This window comes from Pseudomonas sp. TCU-HL1 (assembly GCF_001708505.1).
GTDB lineage: Bacteria > Pseudomonadota > Gammaproteobacteria > Pseudomonadales > Pseudomonadaceae > Metapseudomonas.
Genome location: NZ_CP015992.1, coordinates 135,931 through 155,308 on the forward strand (window position 1 = coordinate 135,931; position 19,378 = coordinate 155,308).

At 64.5% G+C, this 19,378-nt stretch carries 20 protein-coding genes; 7 read left to right on the forward strand and 13 right to left on the reverse strand.

Annotated features, from left to right (window positions below; genetic code table 11):
• Window positions 1-57 precede the first annotated feature (57 nt).
• The 3 genes from gabT (at window position 58) to THL1_RS00630 (ending at window position 4,185) form a co-directional block, all read left to right on the forward strand.
• Window positions 58-1,335: a 4-aminobutyrate--2-oxoglutarate transaminase gene (gabT, locus tag THL1_RS00620; protein WP_069081461.1), complete on the forward strand. Its 1,278-nt coding sequence runs from the start codon at window positions 58-60 to the stop codon at window positions 1,333-1,335.
• 300 nt (window positions 1,336-1,635) lie between these two features.
• On the forward strand, window positions 1,636-2,847 hold the full coding sequence (locus THL1_RS00625; protein WP_069081462.1) for an HDOD domain-containing protein: 1,212 nt from the start codon (window positions 1,636-1,638) through the stop codon (window positions 2,845-2,847).
• A 117-nt stretch (window positions 2,848-2,964) separates the two neighbouring features.
• Entirely contained in the window at window positions 2,965-4,185 is a 1,221-nt protein-coding gene (locus tag THL1_RS00630) for an HDOD domain-containing protein (protein ID WP_069081463.1), read from the forward strand.
• Here THL1_RS00630 and THL1_RS00635 read toward each other — a convergent pair.
• Genes THL1_RS00635 through THL1_RS28620 form a run of 3 tightly spaced genes read right to left on the reverse strand, consistent with a single transcriptional unit; the run spans window position 4,182 to window position 6,208 of the window.
• Window positions 4,182-4,772 carry a 2-hydroxychromene-2-carboxylate isomerase gene (locus tag THL1_RS00635; protein WP_069081464.1) on the reverse strand — a complete coding sequence of 197 codons (591 nt, stop codon included), beginning with the start codon at window positions 4,770-4,772 and terminating at the stop codon, window positions 4,182-4,184. The genes THL1_RS00630 and THL1_RS00635 overlap by 4 nt on opposite strands.
• 57 nt (window positions 4,773-4,829) lie before the next feature.
• Window positions 4,830-5,570: an SDR family oxidoreductase gene (locus THL1_RS00640; protein ID WP_069081465.1), complete on the reverse strand. Its 741-nt coding sequence runs from the start codon at window positions 5,568-5,570 to the stop codon at window positions 4,830-4,832.
• 38 nt (window positions 5,571-5,608) lie between these two features.
• On the reverse strand, window positions 5,609-6,208 hold the full coding sequence (locus THL1_RS28620) for a 2-hydroxychromene-2-carboxylate isomerase (protein ID WP_083246034.1): 600 nt from the start codon (window positions 6,206-6,208) through the stop codon (window positions 5,609-5,611).
• A 167-nt stretch (window positions 6,209-6,375) separates the two neighbouring features.
• Between THL1_RS28620 and THL1_RS00650 the strand changes: the two genes are divergently transcribed.
• Both THL1_RS00650 and THL1_RS00655 read left to right on the forward strand, forming a co-directional pair.
• A complete protein-coding gene (locus THL1_RS00650) occupies window positions 6,376-6,945 on the forward strand; it encodes a TetR/AcrR family transcriptional regulator (protein ID WP_069081467.1) in 570 nt (189 codons plus the stop codon).
• Between the two features lie 53 nt (window positions 6,946-6,998).
• Window positions 6,999-7,922 (forward strand): autotransporter outer membrane beta-barrel domain-containing protein, encoded by a 924-nt coding sequence (locus THL1_RS00655; protein ID WP_069081468.1) that lies wholly within the window; start codon window positions 6,999-7,001, stop codon window positions 7,920-7,922.
• 113 nt (window positions 7,923-8,035) lie between these two features.
• Here THL1_RS00655 and THL1_RS00660 read toward each other — a convergent pair whose 3' ends face one another.
• Both THL1_RS00660 and THL1_RS00665 read right to left on the reverse strand, forming a co-directional pair.
• Window positions 8,036-8,200, reverse strand: a complete 165-nt coding sequence (locus tag THL1_RS00660) for a rubredoxin (RefSeq protein WP_069081469.1) — start codon at window positions 8,198-8,200, stop codon at window positions 8,036-8,038.
• Window positions 8,201-8,296: 96 nt separating this feature from the next.
• A complete protein-coding gene (locus THL1_RS00665; RefSeq protein ID WP_069081470.1) occupies window positions 8,297-9,370 on the reverse strand; it encodes a fatty acid desaturase in 1,074 nt (357 codons plus the stop codon).
• A 100-nt stretch (window positions 9,371-9,470) separates the two neighbouring features.
• On the opposite strand from THL1_RS00665, the gene THL1_RS00670 reads away from it, so the two are divergent.
• Complete coding sequence (locus tag THL1_RS00670) at window positions 9,471-10,478, forward strand: AraC family transcriptional regulator (protein ID WP_069081471.1); 1,008 nt, start codon at window positions 9,471-9,473, stop codon at window positions 10,476-10,478.
• A 78-nt stretch (window positions 10,479-10,556) separates the two neighbouring features.
• On the opposite strand, the gene THL1_RS00675 is transcribed toward THL1_RS00670, so the two are convergent.
• Complete coding sequence (locus THL1_RS00675) at window positions 10,557-11,252, reverse strand: Crp/Fnr family transcriptional regulator (protein ID WP_069081472.1); 696 nt, start codon at window positions 11,250-11,252, stop codon at window positions 10,557-10,559.
• Window positions 11,253-11,336: 84 nt separating this feature from the next.
• Here THL1_RS00675 and THL1_RS00680 point away from each other — a divergent pair, with 84 nt between their 5' ends.
• Window positions 11,337-11,861 (forward strand): DUF962 domain-containing protein, encoded by a 525-nt coding sequence (locus tag THL1_RS00680; protein ID WP_069081473.1) that lies wholly within the window; start codon window positions 11,337-11,339, stop codon window positions 11,859-11,861.
• A 189-nt stretch (window positions 11,862-12,050) separates the two neighbouring features.
• Here THL1_RS00680 and THL1_RS00685 read toward each other — a convergent pair whose 3' ends face one another.
• The 7 genes from THL1_RS00685 to dibA all read right to left on the reverse strand — a co-directional run bounded on the left by THL1_RS00685 (window position 12,051) and on the right by dibA (window position 19,316).
• Window positions 12,051-12,833, reverse strand: coding sequence for a hypothetical protein (locus tag THL1_RS00685; protein ID WP_069081474.1), 783 nt, complete (start codon window positions 12,831-12,833; stop codon window positions 12,051-12,053).
• Window positions 12,834-13,051: 218 nt separating this feature from the next.
• Window positions 13,052-14,041, reverse strand: a complete 990-nt coding sequence (locus THL1_RS00690; protein WP_069081475.1) for a sulfate/molybdate ABC transporter ATP-binding protein — start codon at window positions 14,039-14,041, stop codon at window positions 13,052-13,054.
• Window positions 14,042-14,046: 5 nt separating this feature from the next.
• A complete protein-coding gene (cysW, locus tag THL1_RS00695; protein ID WP_069081476.1) occupies window positions 14,047-14,919 on the reverse strand; it encodes a sulfate ABC transporter permease subunit CysW in 873 nt (290 codons plus the stop codon).
• A 10-nt stretch (window positions 14,920-14,929) separates the two neighbouring features.
• Window positions 14,930-15,748, reverse strand: coding sequence for a sulfate ABC transporter permease subunit CysT (gene cysT / locus THL1_RS00700; RefSeq protein WP_069081477.1), 819 nt, complete (start codon window positions 15,746-15,748; stop codon window positions 14,930-14,932).
• Between the two features lie 202 nt (window positions 15,749-15,950).
• Window positions 15,951-16,949: a sulfate ABC transporter substrate-binding protein gene (locus THL1_RS00705; protein WP_069081478.1), complete on the reverse strand. Its 999-nt coding sequence runs from the start codon at window positions 16,947-16,949 to the stop codon at window positions 15,951-15,953.
• A 101-nt stretch (window positions 16,950-17,050) separates the two neighbouring features.
• Entirely contained in the window at window positions 17,051-17,233 is a 183-nt protein-coding gene (gene oscA / locus THL1_RS00710) for a sulfur starvation response protein OscA (protein ID WP_069081479.1), read from the reverse strand.
• Between the two features lie 175 nt (window positions 17,234-17,408).
• Entirely contained in the window at window positions 17,409-19,316 is a 1,908-nt protein-coding gene (gene dibA, locus THL1_RS00715) for a phosphodiesterase DibA (RefSeq protein ID WP_069081480.1), read from the reverse strand.
• Between the last annotated feature and the right edge of the window lie 62 nt (window positions 19,317-19,378).

The window sequence follows — 19,378 nt, forward strand, 5'->3', positions numbered from 1 at the left end:
TACCGGGGGCATTCATCCTTGAGATTGCGCCGCCCGATGAGCGGCCGTGAGGAACTTATGAGCAAGAACGAAGCCCTGCTGAAACGCCGTGCCGCTGCTGTTGCCCGCGGCGTTAGCCAGATCCACCCGATCGTCGCCGAGCGCGCCGAGAATGCCACCGTGTGGGACGTCGACGGTCGCGAATACATCGACTTCGCCGGCGGTATCGCTGTACTGAACACCGGCCATCTGCATCCGAAAGTGGTTGCCGCCGTCCAGGAGCAGCTGACCAAACTGTCCCACACCTGTTTCCAGGTACTGGCCTACGAACCCTACATCGCTCTCTGCGAAGAAATCGCCAAGCGCGTTCCGGGTGACTTCGCCAAGAAGACCCTGCTGGTGACTTCCGGCTCCGAAGCCGTCGAAAACGCCGTGAAGATCGCCCGTGCCGCCACTGGCCGCGCTGGTGTGATCGCCTTCACCGGCGCTTACCACGGTCGCACCATGATGACTCTGTCCCTGACCGGCAAGGTGGTTCCGTACTCCGCTGGCATGGGCCTGATGCCGGGCGGCGTGTTCCGTGCCCTGGCTCCGTGCGAACTGCACGGTGTGAGCGAAGACGACTCCATCGCCAGCATCGAGCGCATCTTCAAGAACGATGCCCAGCCCCAGGACATCGCCGCCATCATCATCGAGCCGGTTCAGGGCGAGGGTGGCTTCTACGTCAACTCCAAGGCCTTCATGCAGCGCCTGCGCGCCCTGTGCGACCAGCACGGCATCCTGCTGATCGCGGACGAAGTGCAGACCGGCGCTGGCCGTACCGGCACCTTCTTCGCCACCGAGCAGCTGGGCGTTGTGCCTGACCTGACCACCTTCGCCAAATCCGTGGGTGGCGGCTTCCCGATCTCCGGCGTCTGCGGCAAGGCTGAAGTCATGGACAGCGTCGCTCCCGGCGGCCTGGGTGGCACCTATGCCGGCAGCCCGATCGCGTGCGCTGCGGCCCTGGCCGTACTGGAAGTGTTCGACGAAGAGAAACTGCTGGAGCGCAGCCAAGCTGTGGGCGAGCGCCTGAAGGCCGGCCTGCGTGACATCCAGGCCAAGCACAAGGTCATCGGCGACGTCCGTGGTCTGGGTTCGATGGTTGCCATCGAGCTGTTCGAAGGCGGCGACCATGACAAACCGGCCGCCGAACTGGTTGGCAAGATCGTTGCCAAGGCACGCGAGAAGGGCCTGATCCTGCTGTCGTGCGGCACCTACTACAACGTAATCCGCTTCCTGATGCCGGTCACCATTCCCGACGCACAACTGGACAAGGGCCTGGCCATTGTCGCCGAGTGCTTCGACGAACTGGCCTGATCCCTCAGCTAGTGAAAGAGACCCGCTTCGGCGGGTCTCTTTTTGCCTGGATTACAGGGCGTGATCCGGACGGCCCCCTCTCCCTTTGGCCGCCCTGGCGAACAAGATCCCCTGATACGACAGGGAGCTCATGAGGGGGCCTTTCGCCACCTACCTTGGTCTACACCACTATCCACCGCCCAAGCCCCGGTTTAGACTGCTTGCTCTAAATTCTGACGACGAATCTGACCCTTCCTTCAGCCATTTCTCCGGCTTGCGCGGGGTTCGTCAGGGACGACCCTTCCGCCAGTCGAGGTAGACATGCCCGCCGCCGCCCAGGTCCCGGAAATCCTGATTGCCGAGGCCGACCCGTGGACGTCCGACCTGCTCGCCCAGTTGGTGCTGGATGTGCGTGGTGACGTCAAGGTGGTGCAAGTGGCCGATGGCCGGGAGGCCCTGGCGCGCTGTAAGCGGCGCCTGCCGGAGCTGGTGATCGCCGATGGCGAACTGGCCGGGATCGATGGCGTTGAACTGCTGCGCCAGCTGCGCCGCCACCCACGCACTCCGGCGCTGCCGTTCGTGCTCATCAGCGCGCGGGTGGACGCCGCCAGCGTGCGAGCCGTGCGCCCCCTGGCGCCATCCGCCTACCTGGGTAAACCCTTCAACGCGGCCAAGCTGCGCAAGCGTCTGAGCACGCTGCTGCCGGCCAGCGAGGCCACCGTCGGCCGCCAGTCGCCGGCACTGCTGGTGAGCAGCCTGAAGGAATACCTCGACAGCGTTCGCGAGGAAGGCCAGGGCGCGCCCCTGCTGGACGACGTGCGCGAAGCCGTGAGCCAGTGCCTGCAGGCAGACCAGGTCGACCTGCGCGACCTCGACGAAATTTTCTCCCGCGACCCGCAGATCACCGCGCGGCTGATCGCCGCCGCCAACAGCGCTGCCCAGCACCTCGGTATGCCCTGTCAGACCTTGGGCCAGGCCATGCAGCGTCTGGGTGTGACCCGTGCGCTCAACCTCGTGCTCGGCATGTCCCTGGAACGCAACGCCCGCTTGCATGACCCGCGTCTGGCCGAGTTGGCCGAGCTGGTCTGGCAGGCTGCCCAGCGTAGCGCCGAACTGGGGTACTGGGTGGCCAGCGAGCTGGAGCTGGATGCCGAGCTCTGCTACACCGCCGGGCTGCTGCACAACATGGGCGAGCTGGCGCTATTGCGCAGCCTGCAGGATTGGCAGGATGCCGGCGGCAGCCTGAGCAACGAGGAGCTGGGGGACGTGATGCAGCGTCGCTCCGCCGGTTTTGGCTCGGCGCTGCGCATTCGCTGGCGCTTGCCGTTCGGTCTGCGGGAGCTGGTGGCGGCTTTCCACGGTTTGGGGGCCGGTGTGTTTTCCCGTGAAGCCCTGGTGCTCAATCTCTGTGCCGCCCTGCTGCGCCTGCCCAGTGGCGAGTCGCCCAGCGGTCTGATCGAGGAACGTGCCGCCCGCCTGCTGCGGCTCGACCCGGCATTGTTGGAGCGCTTGCCGCAGCGCCTCTTGCCCTGAGGGGAAATGGGCTGGCGTCCGGGTCCCGGCATTGTCTAGTCTGCTGAAGTGCTCGCGACTTGCACGAGCCGTACAGGATTTTCTTCCGGGAGTTGCTGCGGAACTGGATCGCCACGCATGGCTGATATGGAACGGGCACCCAAGGTGCTGATTGCCGACCCTGATCGCTGGAGTGCCGAGCTGCTCACCGAACTGGTGCGCAAGGCGCGCTGCGACGCCCATCTTGAGGTGCTGCCGGACAGTCAGAGCGTGCTCGAGCATTGCCGCGCGGGCTGGCCTGACCTGCTGATCGTCGACTATGGCCTGCCCGGTATCGGTGGCCTTGAGCTGCTGCGTGAAGTCCGGCGTCAGCGCCGCTATCCTCCGGTCCCCTTCTTCCTGATCACCGAGCGCGTGGACGCTGCCAGCGTGCGCGCCGCCCTGCCCCTGGCGCCCACCGCTTACCTGGCCAAGCCGTTCAATGCCGAGGACCTGCTTCAGCGCTTGCGTAACCTGCTGCTGGAGCCGGGCGAGGAGGTAGCCTGCCCGGTGCCGTCCAGCCCACCCATGCAGAGCCTGGATGTCTACCTGGCGCAAGCGCGTGAAACATCATCTGGCGCACCGCTGTTGAAGGTGGTGCGCGAGGCGCTCGACCACGCCATGCGGGCCCACAAGCGCGACCTGTCCGAACTGGAGCCGCTGTTCCACCAGGACCCGCAACTCACCGGCCAACTCATTGCCGCGGCCAACAGCGCCGCCCAGCACCTTGGCAATGGCTGCCAGACCCTGGAACAGGCACTGGCAAGGCTGGGTTCGCAACACAGCCTCAACTTGGCGCTGGGCCTGGCGCTGCAACGCAGCGTCGAGCTGATCGACCCCTTGCTGCTGCCCCACGGCGAACGCATCTGGCAGCAGTGCCAGCGCACCGCCGAGCTGGCACGTTGGCTGGCCCAATGCCTGGAGGGGGATGGTGAACGTTGCTACACCGCTGGCCTGCTGCACCTGCTGGGCGACCTGGCGGTGCTGCGCAGCATCCAGAGCTGGCGTGACCTGGGCGGTGAGGAGCTGACCGCGGAACAGGTGGACGACGCGCTGCACAAGCACGCCGCGCCTTACGGCTCGGCCCTGCGCACACGCTGGCGCTTGCCGCTTGAACTGCGCCAACTGATCGCCGCCGCCTACCAGTTGGGCGGCGGCGTCTACTCCAAGGATGCCCTCATCCTACACATCGCCAAACTCGCCGCTGAACTGCCTGAGGGCGAAGACACCAGTCAGTTGGCCGGGCACAAGGCCGCGCGGATGCTCGGCCTCGACGCCGCGCTGCTGGCGTCAAGGCCGAAGCTGGTATCCACGGGCTAGGCCAGCGCTTCCTCGACGAAATCCAGACGATCCTGGCCGAAGAACATCTCCTCGCCGACGAAGCAGGTGGGTGCACCGAACACGCCCCGCTTCACCGCCTCCTCGGTGGCGGCCTTCAGCGCGTCTTTCACCTCCTGATCGCCCACCAGGGCCAGCAGCGCTGCGGGGTCGAAGCCGGCGGCCTGAAGGGTCGTGCCAAGTACAGAAGGGTCACCAAGGTTGCGCTTGTCCTGCCAAAGGGCGCGGAACATGGCCTCCAGATAAGCCTCGAAGCGCTCCGGCTGGCGCATCTGCACGCCGATGGCGCCGCGCATCAGCATCAGGGTGTTGATGGGGAAGTACGGGTTGAAGTGCATCGGCACGCCATAGCGGCGGGCGAAGCGCTGCATGTCGATCATGGTGTGCCGCGCCTTGGCCGGCACCGCAGCGGGCGAGGCGTTGCCGGTAGCCTGGAACACCCCGCCCAGCAACATCGGGCGATAGCGCAGCGTGGCGCCGGCCTTGGTGCAAATCCCCGGCAACTGGGTCCAGGCCAGGTAGCTGGCCGGGCTGCCGAGGTCGAAGAAGAATTCAACGGTCTTGGTCATTCTCTTGTTCTTCCTTTTCAGAGGTCATGTGGTTTCGCGCGGCTGGTCAGGACGCGGCTACCACTTCTCCATCCAGGGACGCAGATCCAACTCGAACGTCCAGGCATCCCGCGGCTGGCTGTGCAGATACCAGTAGTTCTCGGCGATATGGTCGGGGTCGAGGATGCCGTCCTGATCCTTCAGCGCGTAGCGCTCGGGGAAGCTGTCGCGGATGAATTCGGTATCGATGGCGCCATCCACCACCACATGGGCGACGTGGATGTTCCGCGGCCCCAGTTCGCGCGCCATGCTCTGGGCCAGGGCGCGGATGCCGTGCTTGGCACCGGCGAAGGCGGCGAATCCGGCGGCGCCGCGCAGACCCGCGGTGGCGCCGGTGAACAGGATGGTGCCGCGCTCGCGGGTGACCATGCGCCGTGCCACCGCCTGGCTGGTCAGGAAACCGGAGAAGCAGGCCATTTCCCAGATCTTGAAGTACTTGCGCGCGGTTTCTTCAAGGATGCTGCAAGGCACGTTGGCGCCAATGTTGAAGACGAAGGCTTCGATCAGGCCGATGTCGCGCTCGATGGTCTCCACCAGTTCGGCGACCTCTTCTTCCTTGCGCGCATCGGAAGCGAAACCATGGGCCTCACCCCCTTCGGCGCGAATGGCATCCACCAGAGGCTGCAGCTTGTCGGCGCTGCGCCGGGTCACGCAGGCCACATAACCCTCGCGGGCGAAACGCCGGGCGATGGCGCCACCCGTGGCGTCACCGGCACCAATCACCAATACGACTTTCTTGTTGCTCGACTCGGACTTCATGGTGGCTCCTTTGCGTGAAATGAGCGGCTAACGGGTGATCAGACCCTAGATGTGTTTTGGCACAGTTCTTCGGCCAGGAAGTCCAGACGATCCTGACCAAAAAACATCTGTTCCCCGACAAAGCAGGTGGGTACTCCGAACGCTCCTTTTTCGACTGCTTCATCAAGGTTGTCTTGAAGGATGGCTTCGAGTTCGAGGCTTGGTTGAGCCGTTATCGGATCGATGTCGTTTTCGCACAGCACCTCAACCAGTACCTCTGGATCATTCAGATTTCGCCCTTCTACCCATATGGCCTGAAACATGGCCTCCAGGTACTGCGTGAAGCGCGATGTGTCCTGTCGTTGCAGGGCCACCGCAGCTCGGAGCAGAGGCCATGTGTCGATCGGGAAATAGGGATTCGGTTGCAGCGAAACGCCATAACGCTTGGCGAAGCGTTGGAAATCGATAAGCAGATAGCGCCCTTTAGCCATAACCCGGACGGGCGATCTGTTCCCTGTGGCTTCGAAAAGTGAGCGCAGCTGGATAGGGCGATAGATCAGTGATGCGCCGGCACGGGCGCAAATCGTGGGCAGTTGGGTGCTTGCCAGATAGCTGGTTGGGCTTCCGAAATCGAAAAAGAACTCTACAACCCTGTTCACAGTGCTCTCCTTGCAGTGCTGGCGGAAGTTTCGATGAGTTGTCGCCCTCATTGAGATGCGCTCCGTAGTGCGCCAATCAGGGCAGCAACTTTTGATAAACGATCGTTAGGTAAACGGACGTTATGCTATGCTCACCAAGGCGTCAAGCCAGTCCACCGGAGGTCGTCGTGCGTTACTCAGCCACCCACAAGGAAGAAACCCGGCAGAAGCTGCTGGAAAGCAGCGGCGCCATTGCCAAGCGCGGCGGCTTCTCAAGTACCGGCGTCGACGGCCTGATGAAGGCTATCGGCCTCACTGGCGGCGCCTTCTACAGCCACTTCCCGTCGAAGAACGACCTCTTCACCGCCGTCGTGCAGCGCGAGCTGTCCCAGAGCTTGATCGGCCATATCGCCCTAGGCGAAGGCTTCTGCCGCGACAAGCTGGAGCGCTGCCTCGATCGTTACCTGAGCATGGCCCATCTGCAGAATCCTGATACGGGCTGCGCCATCCCGACGCTCGGTGCGGAAATCGCCCGTGCCGATCGTTCGGTGCGCGAGGAGGCTGAGCACTGGATGCTGCAGTTGCAGCGCGCCTGGGCGGAAATCCTCGGAGATGGCGACCTGGCCTGGGCGCTGATTTCCCAATGCGTTGGCGCCCTGGTGGTAGCGCGCATGCTGGCTCGTGAGGAAACCCAGGCCGAAGTGCTGGAAGCCAGCCGCGGCTTTCTCGGTCGGGCAGTGGATCAGCTTGAGCAGTGACTGCCCCGCACCGGGCTAGAGTTATCCACATGTCTTGTCTGGAGGGACCTGCCATGGGTCATTGCCAATCGCCGTGTGCCACTCTCGTCGGTCTTTGCGCCCTGCTGCTGGCCGTCCCGGCGCTTGGCGATTCCCTCTCCGCTTCCAGTCGCGCGACCCTGCTGGAAGACAGTCACTTCCTTCGCGATGCCGCCTCTGAACGTATTCAGCAGATCCGTTTCTCCTTCCGCGAGCCGCCCCTGGATGAAGGCCAAACACCCGCCTGGGGCCGCGCCTTCGGTAGCCACGGCTCGGCAGATGCCGACCACCGTGCGCCGCGTCGGGAGCGCGATATCGGCGGGCTGTTGCTGGGTAGCGAGCGCAAGCTGGGCAACTGGCTCGCCGGTGTGATGGGCGGCTATTCGGCCACCTCGATGGAGGTACAGGGCGCTGATGCGGATATCCACAGCCTGCACTTGGGGGCCTACGCCGGCACCAAGATCTACAACCAGATCGGCGTGAAACTGGGCGCTGCCTTGAGTGGCCATGACGGCGACAGCCGTGCTGCTGATGCGGACAGCGGTCAGGTGTTCGGCGAACTCAGCTACTCGCTGGATTTCCGCGACTTCAGCGCCGAGGGTTTCGGCGAGCTGGCCTACGTGCGAGCGGACAGCGATTCCCTCGGCGCCCTAGGCCGCCAGCGCGACGAGATCGGCTACAGCACCTTCGGCCTGCGTGGCACCACGCGCATCGACCTAGCGTCGGGCCGGCGCCTGACCGCACGCATCAGTCCGAGCTGGAGGCATGCGTTCAGCGACAGCCGATTGGAAGACGAGAGCGGTGCCGCCGTGGCGTTGACCCGGGATGCCTTCCGGCTGGATGCGGGGCTCGACTACCAGATCACCGAACAGGCCTATGCGGGGCTGTTCTACAACGGCACTTACGCCGAGGATGCGCGGGACAATGGGCTTACGGCGCGGGTGAGTCTGAGGTTCTGACCTATGTAGGATGGGTTGAGCCTGCGAAACCCATCAATCCTGCGATGGGTTTCGCTCCGCTCGCGGAACGCTGCCCGACCCATCCTATGAGAGAGCCCTGAATCGCGTCGTACTCAGATTTCCTGCATGTCGAAGTCGTTCTTGCCGACTCCGCAGTCCGGGCAGATCCAGTCATCCGGCACGTCGGTCCAGGGCGTGCCGGCGGGGATACCCTCGTCGGGCCAGCCCTTGGCTTCGTCGTAGATCAGGCCGCAGACCACACAAATCCAGGTTTTCATGCCGCTACCTCATGCTTGCAGCTGTGCTCGGGGAAGGCGCGCGCCCAGGGGCGCACGTTGTCGCGATCATAGAGGGGGCGGGGCGCTGCCCGTGCCCTAACCAAGGGTGGGTTGGGCCGGTTGGGTGGCTGGTTGTTCCTTGGGGTTCCAGCGGTTGGCTCGGGCGAAGGTGCCAAAGTCGTTGAAGCGCACGCCCATCTCGCGCATTACCTTGTGTGCCACCGGCGCGGTCAGTTGGCGGATGTAGAAGGGCTCCTTGACCACGAAGTGGTGGATGGCGTGGGTGCTGCCGAAGTTGAAGCAGAACGCCTGCAGCGGCCACATCCACCATGGGTTTAGCACCTGGGTCTGCTGAATGACATTGCCCGGTTCGACATCACCGTAGTAGTGCATGTTGGAGCTGACGAAGTGCAGGCAGAAGGTGCGCAGCACGTTCGGTCCCACCAGTACCACCACCGCGATGTTGACGAGGTGCATCGCCTCCAGGGTGCCGGTGGACCAGGCGACAGGCGTACCAATGGACGAGGACAGCGCGTCGACGGCATGGAAGCCGAGGAAGACGTACCAGGTGCCCCAGTTCAGCAGCGCCAGCGGCGCGTACACCTTCAGGGTGCGCCAGAGGATGCTGCGCTTGTGCGCCCAGCTCTTCGCCCGGCCCATGCGGATCAGCGACGACATCACGTTGTCTCCCACCATCAGCAGGCGCGCCAGGCCCCAGGGTTCGCCGTTGGTGATGGCGCGCTCTTCCATGTCGGTCTCGGTGCCGGACGCCTTGTGGTGGTTGAGGTGCAGGTGACGGCGAATCCAGGGGTTGATGGTGCTCGGTCGCGCCATCCAGACCAGTGCCATCATCAGGTTGTGCGGCACCTTGCGCTTGCGGAAGTACATGCTGTGGATCAGGTCGTGCTCCAGCTCGTGGGTCAACGACGCGAAGAACGCATTGAGCAGCAGGCAGGCCCACCAGGCGATCTGTCCGCCCAGGTAGAGCGCGGCCGAGCCGACCATGCCGGCCAGGGCGAAGGCGAGGATGCCGGCGCCGATGGTGTCCTGATGATTCAACACGGGGTAGCGCTGGCGCAGCGCGTTTCCGCGGGCCATCACCACTTCACGAATATGCGCTGATCGCTGCTGGTCATTCAGCGTGCGGGGGCTTGCAGGCTTGGCAGACATGCTTCCATCCTCTTGTTGGAGATGGCTCTACTTTGCCGCCGCAGAATGCCGCCTCGCCCGACCGAGCACGCCAACCTGTTGACCGGAAACGCCAACCTGCATGAGCGAACCTACTACCCTCGCCAGTTGGACCCGAGCGCTGCGCAAGCAGCTGGATGCGCTTGGCCTCGACAGCGCCGCGTTGTGCCGCCACGCCCAGCTCGACCCAGCGTTGATGGACGACCCCAACGCGCGCTACCCGCTGTCCGCCACCACGCGCCTCTGGCAGTTGGCGGTAGAGGCCAGCGGCGACCCGGCCCTGGGGCTGAAGATTTCCACCTACGTCAGCCCCACCACCTTCCACGCACTGGGCTACGCCCTGGTGGCCAGCGGCAGCCTGCGGGAAGTCTTCGAGCGCATCGTGCGTTATCACCAGGTGGTCAGCGACGCGCTGGAGCTGGAGCTGTCCCGCGAGGGCGAGCGCTACCTGTTCCGCTTGCGGGTGCGCGACGATGGCTTCGAACCTGCCCCGGAAGCGGTGGATGCCTTCGCCGCCATCTACGTGCGCACCTGCCGTAACCGCATTGGCCGCGACTATGCGCCGCTCGCTGTGCACCTGCGCCGGCCGCCGCCAGCGAACCCGCAACCTTGGCACGACGTGTTCCGCGCGCCATTGGCCTTTGGTGCCGATGAGAACCTGCTGGAGTTCGCGGTGGAGGATTTCGAGCGGCCGCTGGACGACGCCAACTCCGAGCTGGCCGAACACAACGAAGCGGTGCTCAAGCGCACCCTGGAGCAGCTCCAGCAACCGACCTGGTCGCGCAAGGTGCGCGCGTGCCTGGAGGCCCAACTGCCCAATGGCGAGCCATCCGCCGAGCGCATCGCCCAGTCCCTGCACCTGAGCCTGCGCAGCCTGCAGCGGCATCTGGCAGAGGAGGGCTGCAGCTACGAGCAACTGCTGGGCGACACTCGCCAGGCGCTGGCGCTGGCCTATATGCGTGACCCGCGATGCTCCATCAGCGAGATTGCCTATCTGCTCGGTTTTTCCGACACCAGCAGCTTCAGCCGCGCCTTCAAGCGCTGGACCGGACAGAGCCCGAGCCAGTATCGGGATGGCCTGCCGCGCTAAATCCGGGTTCGAACATCCCGCGTAGGGTGCGCCGCGCGCACCGGACCTACGGAGTCATTGGTGCACACACAGCGCACCCTACAGCTTGCCCTGCGCCGCACGGCGCAGCAGGTCCGGGGAGAGGATTTCGATCTCCCCGTAGTTCAGGTGCAGGGCGTCCTGGGCTTCCAGGTCCTTGAGGATCTGGTTGGTGGTCTGCCGCGATAGCGCCAGCATCATTGCCAGCTGTTCCTGGGCCAGGTGAATGATTCGCCGCTGGCGGGTGCCTGCGCCGTAGCCTTCGGCAATCATCAGCAGCCGTCGCGCCAGGCGCTGGGGCGCCGGCAGCAGGCTCATTTCCTCCAGGGCAATGAAAGCCAGGCGCAACTTCTGGCTCATCAGCAGGGCGAAATCGCGCCAGTGCTCCGGTCGCCGTTGCAGCAAGGCCAGCAGCGGCGCCTGGGGAACGTTGAGCAGGGACACCCGGCCTTCGGCGAACGCATCGTGGGTGCGTGGCTGGCCGTCGAACAGGGAGATCTCGCCGAACCAGTGCGGCGGCTCCACCAGCACCAGCAAGGCCTCCTTGCCGCTCTCGCTGATGCTCCCGACCCGGATCGCGCCTTCCAGCACCGCGTAGAGCCCGCAGGGCGGATCGCCACGGCGGAAAAGCCGCTGGCCGGGCTCCAGCCGCCGCAGCTGGGCCATGGCCAGGAGTTCGTCCTGCAGGCTGGCCGGCAACTGGCTAAACCATTGGCCGGTGAGCAGGAGATCGTGGTGATGATTGAGTTCGGTCATGGGCTTTGTCGGCTAGCTGACAGAGGTTGTCCGGGGCATGACGCCATTATCGGCGCAATTGCCCGCAAACCTGAGGACACAATAATGAAAACCCTCATCGACCAACTCGGCCAGTACGCCGAGTACCACCGTGACCGCCGCAACATCGCCACCCACTTCGTCGGCATTCCGCTGATCGTGGTCGCCGTCGCCGTGCTGCTGTCGCGTCCGGGCACGGAGGCCTTCGGCCTCTGGCTGTCACCCGCGGCGCTGGCCAGCCTGGTGTCGGCCCTCTACTACGTCCGCCTCGACCGGCGTTACGGCCTGGTGATGACCGCGCTGCTGGTCGTCAGCCTGTGGATCGGCGCCACCCTCGCGGTCCAAGGCACCGCTACCTGGCTCGGTGCCGGGCTGGGGATGTTCGTCGTGGGCTGGGTGATCCAGTTCATCGGCCACTACTACGAGGGCCGCAAACCGGCATTTGTCGATGACCTGACCGGGCTGATCATCGGGCCGCTGTTCGTGGTCGCCGAACTGGGCTTCCTTCTGGGGCTGCGCAAGGACGTCGAGCACGCGGTGGAGGAGCATGCAGGGCCGACCTGCATTCGGGAGAAGAAGGCGGCGGTTTGAGCTGACGACGACACCCTCTCCCCCAACCCCCGCCCTGCGCCCCAGCCTGATCGCTTCGCGCTCAGTCGTTCATCGGCACAGGAAGCGGTGCTTCCAAAAGCGTGCCTCTTCACCCCTGAAGGGCGAGGGGAGCCAGTTCGTGCAGCGATGCAGCCTGTGCTTCGCTCCACTCCGAGTTGCCGGCTGCATTCATGGCTTCAGCCGCGAGTCACCCCTCTCCTCTTCAGGGAGGGGGGCGGGGGAGAGGGCGCTCTGCGCCAGAAACTGCCCACTCATCGACCGCGCATGGCGGTCCACCACCATCGGCGCGTACGGCCGGCCGGAGGCGCTGACCAGCGCGTTGCTCTGGCTGTTCATGTCGCTCAGGGCCGATTTCAGGAAGCTCCAGCGAGTCTTCAGCCTGGCGACCGCCGGGTCGCTCTTGTCGTCCAGCAGCGCCAGTTGCTGGTCAATGCTTGGCAGCAGGCGGCGCTCGTCCTGGCCGATGTAGGTATCGCCGTTCTCGCGGGCAATCTCGAAGGTGCCGATGTAGGCGCGGCTGAGGTACTGGACGTTGAGGTATTCCACCTTGGCCGGCAGATCCTCGGTGCCGGCCCGGGTGCGCGCGGCGATCAGGAAATCGCGCAGTGCCTTGGCCAGCTCCTGGGGATAGCGCCAGGGCACGTCTTCTTCGTTGTGACCGAAGGAAACGCCGCGCTCGAGCTGGGTAACAAGGATGTCACGGGCATTCACCAGATCGGCACCTGGCTCGCCGATGCGCTGGAAGGATGCCCCGAGCGCATCGAGGTCCGCGCGCATGCGCGCCGAGTGAGTGTCCTGGAAACCCTCGCCACGGAACAGCAGCAGGCTGGCGGTGGCTCGGCTGGCGTGGACCTGCACCCGCTCCAGGGATGCCAGATCGGCGGCGGGGGCTGGCATGGACAGTGCCAGGAGAAGGCTGAATAGCGGGTACAGCAGAACCTTGCGGATCATGGTGGGTGCTCCTGTTTTTGTTGTTCTGAGGAGTCGTTCAAGTGTCCGCACAGCCTACTGCGCCGCGCTTTCCACGCCACTACCCGAAAGAGTGATTTGCTGTGGGTGAATCAATGTTTTCAGGCGTCGGCAATCAGCGGCAAGTGACTGATCAGGGAATCGGCCACGCAGCATCCGTAGGCCGAGCGAGCTCAGCCTACGGATGTATTCAGCGAGGATCAGAACCCCGCCGCTTTCTGCCAGACCTTGGGCTTGAAGAACAGCGTCTCGCCGCGCACCAGGCCCACCAGGCTGTCGTGGTCCTTCACCACTTCGGCCTCGATCAGCTCGTCCTGGCCGTCCACCTTCAGGGTCACCCGCGTGATGGCGCCCAGCGGGCGGATGTCGCGGACTTCGGCGGCGCGGTGGTCGGCCACTTCAGAGCGCGACAGCGAGACTTCGTGCGGGCGGAACAGCAGGTGCTGGTCGTCGCCCAGGTGCAGGCGGTTGGAGTCGCCGAGGAAGTGGTACACGAAGTCGCTCGCGGGGTTCTCGTAGACCTCGCCCGGCGCACCGATCTGCTCGATCACGCCCTTGTTCATCACCACGATGCGGTCGGCCACTTCCATGGCTTCTTCCTGGTCGTGGGTGACGAACACGGAGGTCAGGTTGATCTCCTCGTGCAGGCGCGCCAGCCAGCGGCGCAGCTCCTTGCGCACCTTGGCGTCGAGGGCGCCGAAGGGTTCGTCCAGCAGCAGGATCTTCGGCTCCACTGCCAGGGCGCGGGCCAGGGCGATACGCTGGCGCTGGCCACCGGAGAGCTGCTCCGGGTAGCGGTCGGCGAGCCAGTCCAGCTGCACCATGTTCAGCAGCTCATGGACCTTGGCCTTGATCGCCGACTCGCTCGGGCGCTCGCGCTTGGGTTTCATGCGCAGGCCGAAGGCGACGTTGTCGAACACCGTCATGTGGCGGAAAAGGGCGTAGTGCTGGAACACGAAGCCGACATTGCGATCGCGCACGTCGTGCTGCGATACGTCCTCGCCGTGGAACACGATGCTGCCCACGTCCGGGGTTTCCAGGCCGGCGATGATCCGCAGCAGGGTGGTCTTGCCGCAGCCGGACGGGCCGAGCAGGGCCACCAGTTCGCCGCTGTGGATATCCAGGTTGATCTCGTTAAGCGCCTTGAAGGCGTTGAAGTTCTTGCTGACGTTGCGGATTTCAATGCTCACGGTGGTTATTCCTCATCAGCATTCGACTTGAGACGGGACAGACGCGACTCGCTCCACTGCTTGAGCAGAAGGATGCACAGGGCGAGCACCAGCAGCAGGCTGGCGACACTGAAGGCGGCGACGTGGTTGTACTCGTTGTAGAGAATCTCGACATGCAGCGGCAGGGTGTTGGTGACGCCGCGGATATGGCCGGACACCACCGATACCGCGCCGAACTCACCCATGGCCCGCGCGGTGCAGAGCACCACGCCGTAGATCAGGCCCCACTTGATGTTCGGCAGGGTCACGTGCCAGAACATCTGCCAGCCGTTGGCGCCCAGCAGGCGTGCGGCTTCTTCCTCCTGGGTGCCCTGCTCCTGCATCAGCGGGATCAGCTCGCGGGCGACGAAAGGGAAGGTCACGAAGATCGTGGCCAGGACGATGCCGGGTACGGCAAAGACGATCTGGATGTCGCGGTCCTGCAGCCACTCGCCGAAGTAACCCTGGGCGCCGAACAGCAGCACGTAGATCAGGCCGGCGATCACTGGCGAAACCGAGAACGGCAGGTCGATCAGGGTGACCAGCAGGCTTTTGCCGCGGAACTCGTACTTGCTCACGCACCAGGCGGCGGCCACGCCGAACACCAGGTTGAGCGGTACCGAGATGAACACGGCGATCAGGGTCAGCTTCAGCGCGGAGAGGGCGTCCGGCTCGAAGATGGCGGTAAAGAAGGTGCCCAGGCCTTCCTTCAGGGCCTCGCTCAACACCACCAGCAGCGGCAGCAGGAGGAACAGGGAGAAGGCCAGCCAGGCAGAAACGATCAGGATGCGGCGACCCAGTGCGCTGCCCCGGCGGGCGGCGTTGGCGGAGGACGCGGCGGTCAGGCTTGCGGAACTCATGGCGCTCTCCTCACGGGGTCTCGATGCGACGTTGCAGCAGGTTGATGAGCAGCAGCAGGACGAAGGCGACGACCAGCATCAGCACGCCGATGGCGGTGGCGCCGGTGTAGTCGTACTGGTCCAGCTTGACCATGATCAGCAGCGGCAGGATTTCGGTCTTCATCGGCATGTTGCCGGCGATGAAAATCACCGAGCCGTACTCGCCCACGCCACGGGCGAACGCCAGGGCGAAACCGGTCAGCCAGGCCGGCAGCAGGGCCGGCAGCAATACGTGGCGGCAGATCTGCAGCGGCCTGGCGCCCAGGCACGCGGCGGCTTCTTCCACCTCGCGGGGGATATCGGCCAGCACCGGCTGCACCGTCCGTACCACGAACGGCAGGGTGACGAAGGTCAGCGCGAGGGTGATGCCGAGCGGCGTGTAGGCGATCTTGAAACCGAGGTCGGTGGCGAACTGGCCCACCAGGCCGGCGGGCGCATAGAGGGCGGTGAGGGCAATGCCGGCAACCGCGGTGGGCAGCGCGAAGGGCAGGTCGACCATGGCGTCGATAACCTTGCGGCCGAAGAAGTCGTAGCGCACCAGTACCCAGGCCAGCAGTGTGCCAATGATGCCGTTGATCACGGCGGCGACCAGGGCGGTGCCGAAACTGAGTTTGAGCGCGGCGAGCACGCGGGGGGCGCTGATGATGGTCCAGAACTGAACCCAGGTCAGCTCGGTGGTCTTGAGGAACAGGGCACCCAGGGGGATCAGGACCAGCAGGCTGAGATACACCAGGGTGTATCCCAGGGTCAGCCCGAAGCCGGGTATGACCGGGGAGATGCGTCGTGACATGTTCTGTCCTTACTCTGCGTTGGAACGCTTGGATTCTCCGGAACCGGCCCCGTCGAGCCGCTTCCAGCAAACAGGCCCGATCCGTGGATCAGGCCTGGTTTTCGCTCCTTCCCTGGAGCGCTTTCGATGGGTTTCGCTCCGCTCTACCCATCCTACGGAACTGGTCTCGTAGGATGGGTAGAGCTTGCGAAACCCATCATCGTTATTGCGCCTGGTAGATCTGGTCGAAGATGCCGCCGTCGTTGAAGAACTTCGGTTGCGCTTCCTTCCAGCCGTTGAAGTCCTTGTCCACGGTCACGAGGTCGAGTTTCGGGAATTGTTTGGCGAACTCGGCCGCGACCTTCTCGTTACGAGGGCGGTAGAAGTTCTTCGCCGCGATGCGCTGGCCTTCCTCGCTGTACAGGTACTGCAGGTAGGCTTCGGCGACCTTGCGGGTGCCTTTCTTGTCGACGTTCTTGTCGACCACCGATACCGGCGGCTCGGCCAGGATCGACAGGCTCGGCGCGATGATCTCGAAGTTCTCGCCGCCTTGTTCCTTCAGCGCCAGGAAGGCTTCGTTTTCCCAGGCCAGCAGCACGTCGCCGATCTGGTTGTTGACGAAGGTGATGGTCGAGCCACGGGCGCCGGTGTCCAGCACCGGTACGTGCTTGTACAACTCCTTCACGTATTCCTGTGCCTTGGCGTCACTGCCGTACTGCTTCTTGGCCCAGGCCCAGGCGGCCAGGAAGTTCCAGCGGGCGCCGCCGGAGGTCTTCGGGTTCGGGGTGATGACTTCGACGCCTGCCTTGGTCAGGTCGCCCCAGTCCTTGATGCCCTTGGGGTTGCCCTTGCGGACCAGGAACACGATGGTCGAGGTGTAGGGGGTGCTGTTCTGCGGCAGGCGTGCCTGCCAGTTTTCCGGGATCAGCTTGCCGAGCTTCGAGAGCTCGTCGATGTCGCCGGCCAGGGCGAGGGTCACCACGTCGGCCTTCAGGCCGTCGATCACGGCGCGGGCCTGCTTGCCGGAGCCGCCGTGGGATTGCTGGACTTTCACGTTGTCGCCACCTTCGGCCTTCCAGTGCTTGGCGAAGGCAGCGTTGTATTCCTGGTAGAGCTCACGGGTCGGGTCGTAGGACACGTTGAGCAGCTCGGTGGCGGCGGCAGCCGGGCCGGCGATCAGGGCGCTGGCGAGGGCGGCGAGGGCGAAACGGCGAATCGACATTATCAAGCTCCTGGAAACTGGAATTCTTTTTGATGTTGGCTAAGGGCTGGCTTTCGTTCTTGTCGATGCGCCCTCCGGTTTTCCGGTCGGGCCGTCGGGAATCAGTTGTTACGTGGGTTCGGTTGCTGCAGGCGGAACTTTTCCTTGCGCTCGATCTGCACCACCTGGCCGTTGTGCACGGTGATTTCCACCGAGCCGAAACGCAGGCCATGCAGGGCGCTCTGGATTTCGCGCAGGATGCTGGCGTCGTCCTGGCCTTCCACGCTACGAAGGGTTGCGCTCATGCTCGTGCTCCTTGAATGGGGCCCGCGGCGTTGGTCAGGAAGAGGTTCCGCGTGGCGTGGAGCGAATCTTAAGCAGGCTCGTAATATTCTTAAAAATACTATTTAAGAATTTTTATATAACAAAAATAATGGTTGCGCAGGTTCGGCCTTCAGGCGGGCGCAGCAGGCCGCGTAGCTATCTGCACTGCGTCCAGAAACGCTCGACGTCCTCGGCGGGCAGCGGACGGCTGAACAGGTAGCCCTGGCCGTAGTCGCAGCCCAGTTCGCGGAGGAATCCGGCCTGGGCTTCCACCTCGATGCCCTCGGCCAGCACACTGAGGCCCAGGCTGTGGCCCAGCGCGGTGACGGCGCGGGCGATGGCGATATCGTTCGGGTCGTTCGGCAGGCCGCGAATGAAGCTCTGGTCGATCTTCAATTTGTGCACCGGCAGGCGCTTGAGGCGCTGGAGCGAGGAGTAGCCGGTGCCGAAGTCGTCGATGGCCAGGCGCACGCCAAGACTGCGCAAGCGTGTCAGCAAGGCCTCGGCGGTATCCGGGTCCTCCATCACGGCGCTTTCGGTGATCTCCAGCTCCAGGTGCTGCGCGGCCAGGCCGGTGCTGGCCAGTATTCGCGCTACATCGCTATCCAGCTCGGCGCGGCGGAACAGCCGGCTCGACAGATTGACGGCGACGAAGACCAGTTCATGACCTTGCACCAGCCACTGCCGCATCTGCCGGCACGCCTGCTCCAGCACCCAGGCATCGATGTTGCCGATCAGCCCGCTTTCCTCGGCTATCGGCAGGAATTCCCCGGGTGGAACCAGGCCGCGCTCCGGATGCTGCCAGCGCACCAGGGCCTCGAAGCCCACCAGCCGACCGTCAGTGAGACGCTGGATGGGTTGGTAATGCACCCGTAACTGGTTCAATTCCTGGGCCCGGCGCAGCGCGCTGACCAGTTCGACGCGCTGGCGTGCCTGTTCAGTCAGCTCCTGGCTGTAGAAGGCATAGGAATCCCGGCCCGCACTCTTGGCCTTGAACAGTGCCGAGTCGGTATTGCGCATCACCTGCTCGACATTGGCGTCGTCGTCCGGGAACAGGCTGATCCCCAGGCTGGTGCTGATGAACAGGTCGTGCCCGCCCAGGCGGAATGGCGTGGCCATATTGGTGCGGATGCGCTCGGCCAGCGCCGCTGCCTGGTCGGCCTGGGGGCAGTTGTCCCAGAGCAGGCCGAATTCGTCACCTCCCAGTCGGGCCAGAGTCATGCCGCCTTCCAGCAGGCCCTGCAGGCGGGCGCCAACCATTTTCAGCAGCAGGTCGCCCTGGGAGTGGCCAAGGCTTTCGTTGATGTGCTTGAAGTGGTCCAGGTCGAGCAACAGCACGGCACCGCGCTGCTTCTCGCGTCGCGTGCGCTCCAGCACCTGCTCGACGCGTTCGGTGAACAGCAGGCGGTTGGGCAGATTGGTCAGTGGGTCGTGGTGGGCGAGGAAGTCCAGTTCATGCTGGGAGCGCTTGATCGCGCTGATGTCCGAGAAAACCGCCACGTAGTGGGTCAGCAGGCCCTCTTCATCGTGGATCGCGCGGATGTTCTGCCAGAGCGGGTAGATCTCGCCATTCTTGCGCCGGTTCCACACTTCACCACTCCATTCGCGGCGGTTCTGCAGGGCATTCCACATGGCCATGTAGAACGTCGGCGTGTGGCGTCCGGAACTGAAGATGCGCGGGTTTTCACCTAGCACCTCGGCCTCTTCGAAACCGGTGATGCGGGCGAAGGCGCGGTTGACGTGGACGATGCGGCTTTCGGCATCGGTGACCAGTACGCCTTCCTGGGTGCTATCGAATACCGCGGCGGCCTGGCGCAGGCTGCTCTCGTGGGCGCGGCGGGCATCCAGGTAGTCCTTCAGGCGGCGCAGGTGCAGGCAGGCCAGGGCGAACAGCAGGAGACTGGTGACCAGCACGAAGAGCAGGCCCTTGGCGGTCTGCAGCTCGGCCAGCAGTTCGGGGTCGCCGACCAGACCGACGAGCAGCCGATCGCTGAACAGCACCCAGAGGCTGGCAAGGATGAAATAGGGCAGCACCAGCCGGAGCGTGCTGAGCTTGGAACGCATGGGTGCGGCCTTCCTGGCTTGGTCAAAATCGCAGGTGCGCATTATAAGGGGCAACCGACGAT

Excerpts from the sequence above, each read along its gene's own strand:
- THL1_RS00705 (WP_069081478.1), bottom strand. The coding sequence starts at position 16,949 with ATGTCGATTCGCCGTTTCGCCCTCGCCGCCCTCGCCAGCGCCCTGATC.
- THL1_RS00665 (WP_069081470.1), bottom strand. The coding sequence starts at position 9,370 with ATGTCTGCCAAGCCTGCAAGCCCCCGCACGCTGAATGACCAGCAGCGA.
- THL1_RS00660 (WP_069081469.1), bottom strand. The coding sequence starts at position 8,200 with ATGAAAACCTGGATTTGTGTGGTCTGCGGCCTGATCTACGACGAAGCC.
- THL1_RS00635 (WP_069081464.1), bottom strand. The coding sequence starts at position 4,772 with ATGACCAAGACCGTTGAATTCTTCTTCGACCTCGGCAGCCCGGCCAGC.
- cysT (WP_069081477.1), bottom strand. The coding sequence starts at position 15,748 with ATGTCACGACGCATCTCCCCGGTCATACCCGGCTTCGGGCTGACCCTG.
- THL1_RS00670 (WP_069081471.1), top strand. The coding sequence starts at position 9,471 with ATGAGCGAACCTACTACCCTCGCCAGTTGGACCCGAGCGCTGCGCAAG.
- THL1_RS00655 (WP_069081468.1), top strand. The coding sequence starts at position 6,999 with ATGGGTCATTGCCAATCGCCGTGTGCCACTCTCGTCGGTCTTTGCGCC.
- THL1_RS00685 (WP_069081474.1), bottom strand. The coding sequence starts at position 12,833 with ATGATCCGCAAGGTTCTGCTGTACCCGCTATTCAGCCTTCTCCTGGCA.
- THL1_RS00630 (WP_069081463.1), top strand. The coding sequence starts at position 2,965 with ATGGCTGATATGGAACGGGCACCCAAGGTGCTGATTGCCGACCCTGAT.
- THL1_RS00680 (WP_069081473.1), top strand. The coding sequence starts at position 11,337 with ATGAAAACCCTCATCGACCAACTCGGCCAGTACGCCGAGTACCACCGT.
- gabT (WP_069081461.1), top strand. The coding sequence starts at position 58 with ATGAGCAAGAACGAAGCCCTGCTGAAACGCCGTGCCGCTGCTGTTGCC.
- cysW (WP_069081476.1), bottom strand. The coding sequence starts at position 14,919 with ATGAGTTCCGCAAGCCTGACCGCCGCGTCCTCCGCCAACGCCGCCCGC.
- THL1_RS00640 (WP_069081465.1), bottom strand. The coding sequence starts at position 5,570 with ATGAAGTCCGAGTCGAGCAACAAGAAAGTCGTATTGGTGATTGGTGCC.
- oscA (WP_069081479.1), bottom strand. The coding sequence starts at position 17,233 with ATGAGCGCAACCCTTCGTAGCGTGGAAGGCCAGGACGACGCCAGCATC.
- THL1_RS00625 (WP_069081462.1), top strand. The coding sequence starts at position 1,636 with ATGCCCGCCGCCGCCCAGGTCCCGGAAATCCTGATTGCCGAGGCCGAC.
- THL1_RS00675 (WP_069081472.1), bottom strand. The coding sequence starts at position 11,252 with ATGACCGAACTCAATCATCACCACGATCTCCTGCTCACCGGCCAATGG.
- dibA (WP_069081480.1), bottom strand. The coding sequence starts at position 19,316 with ATGCGTTCCAAGCTCAGCACGCTCCGGCTGGTGCTGCCCTATTTCATC.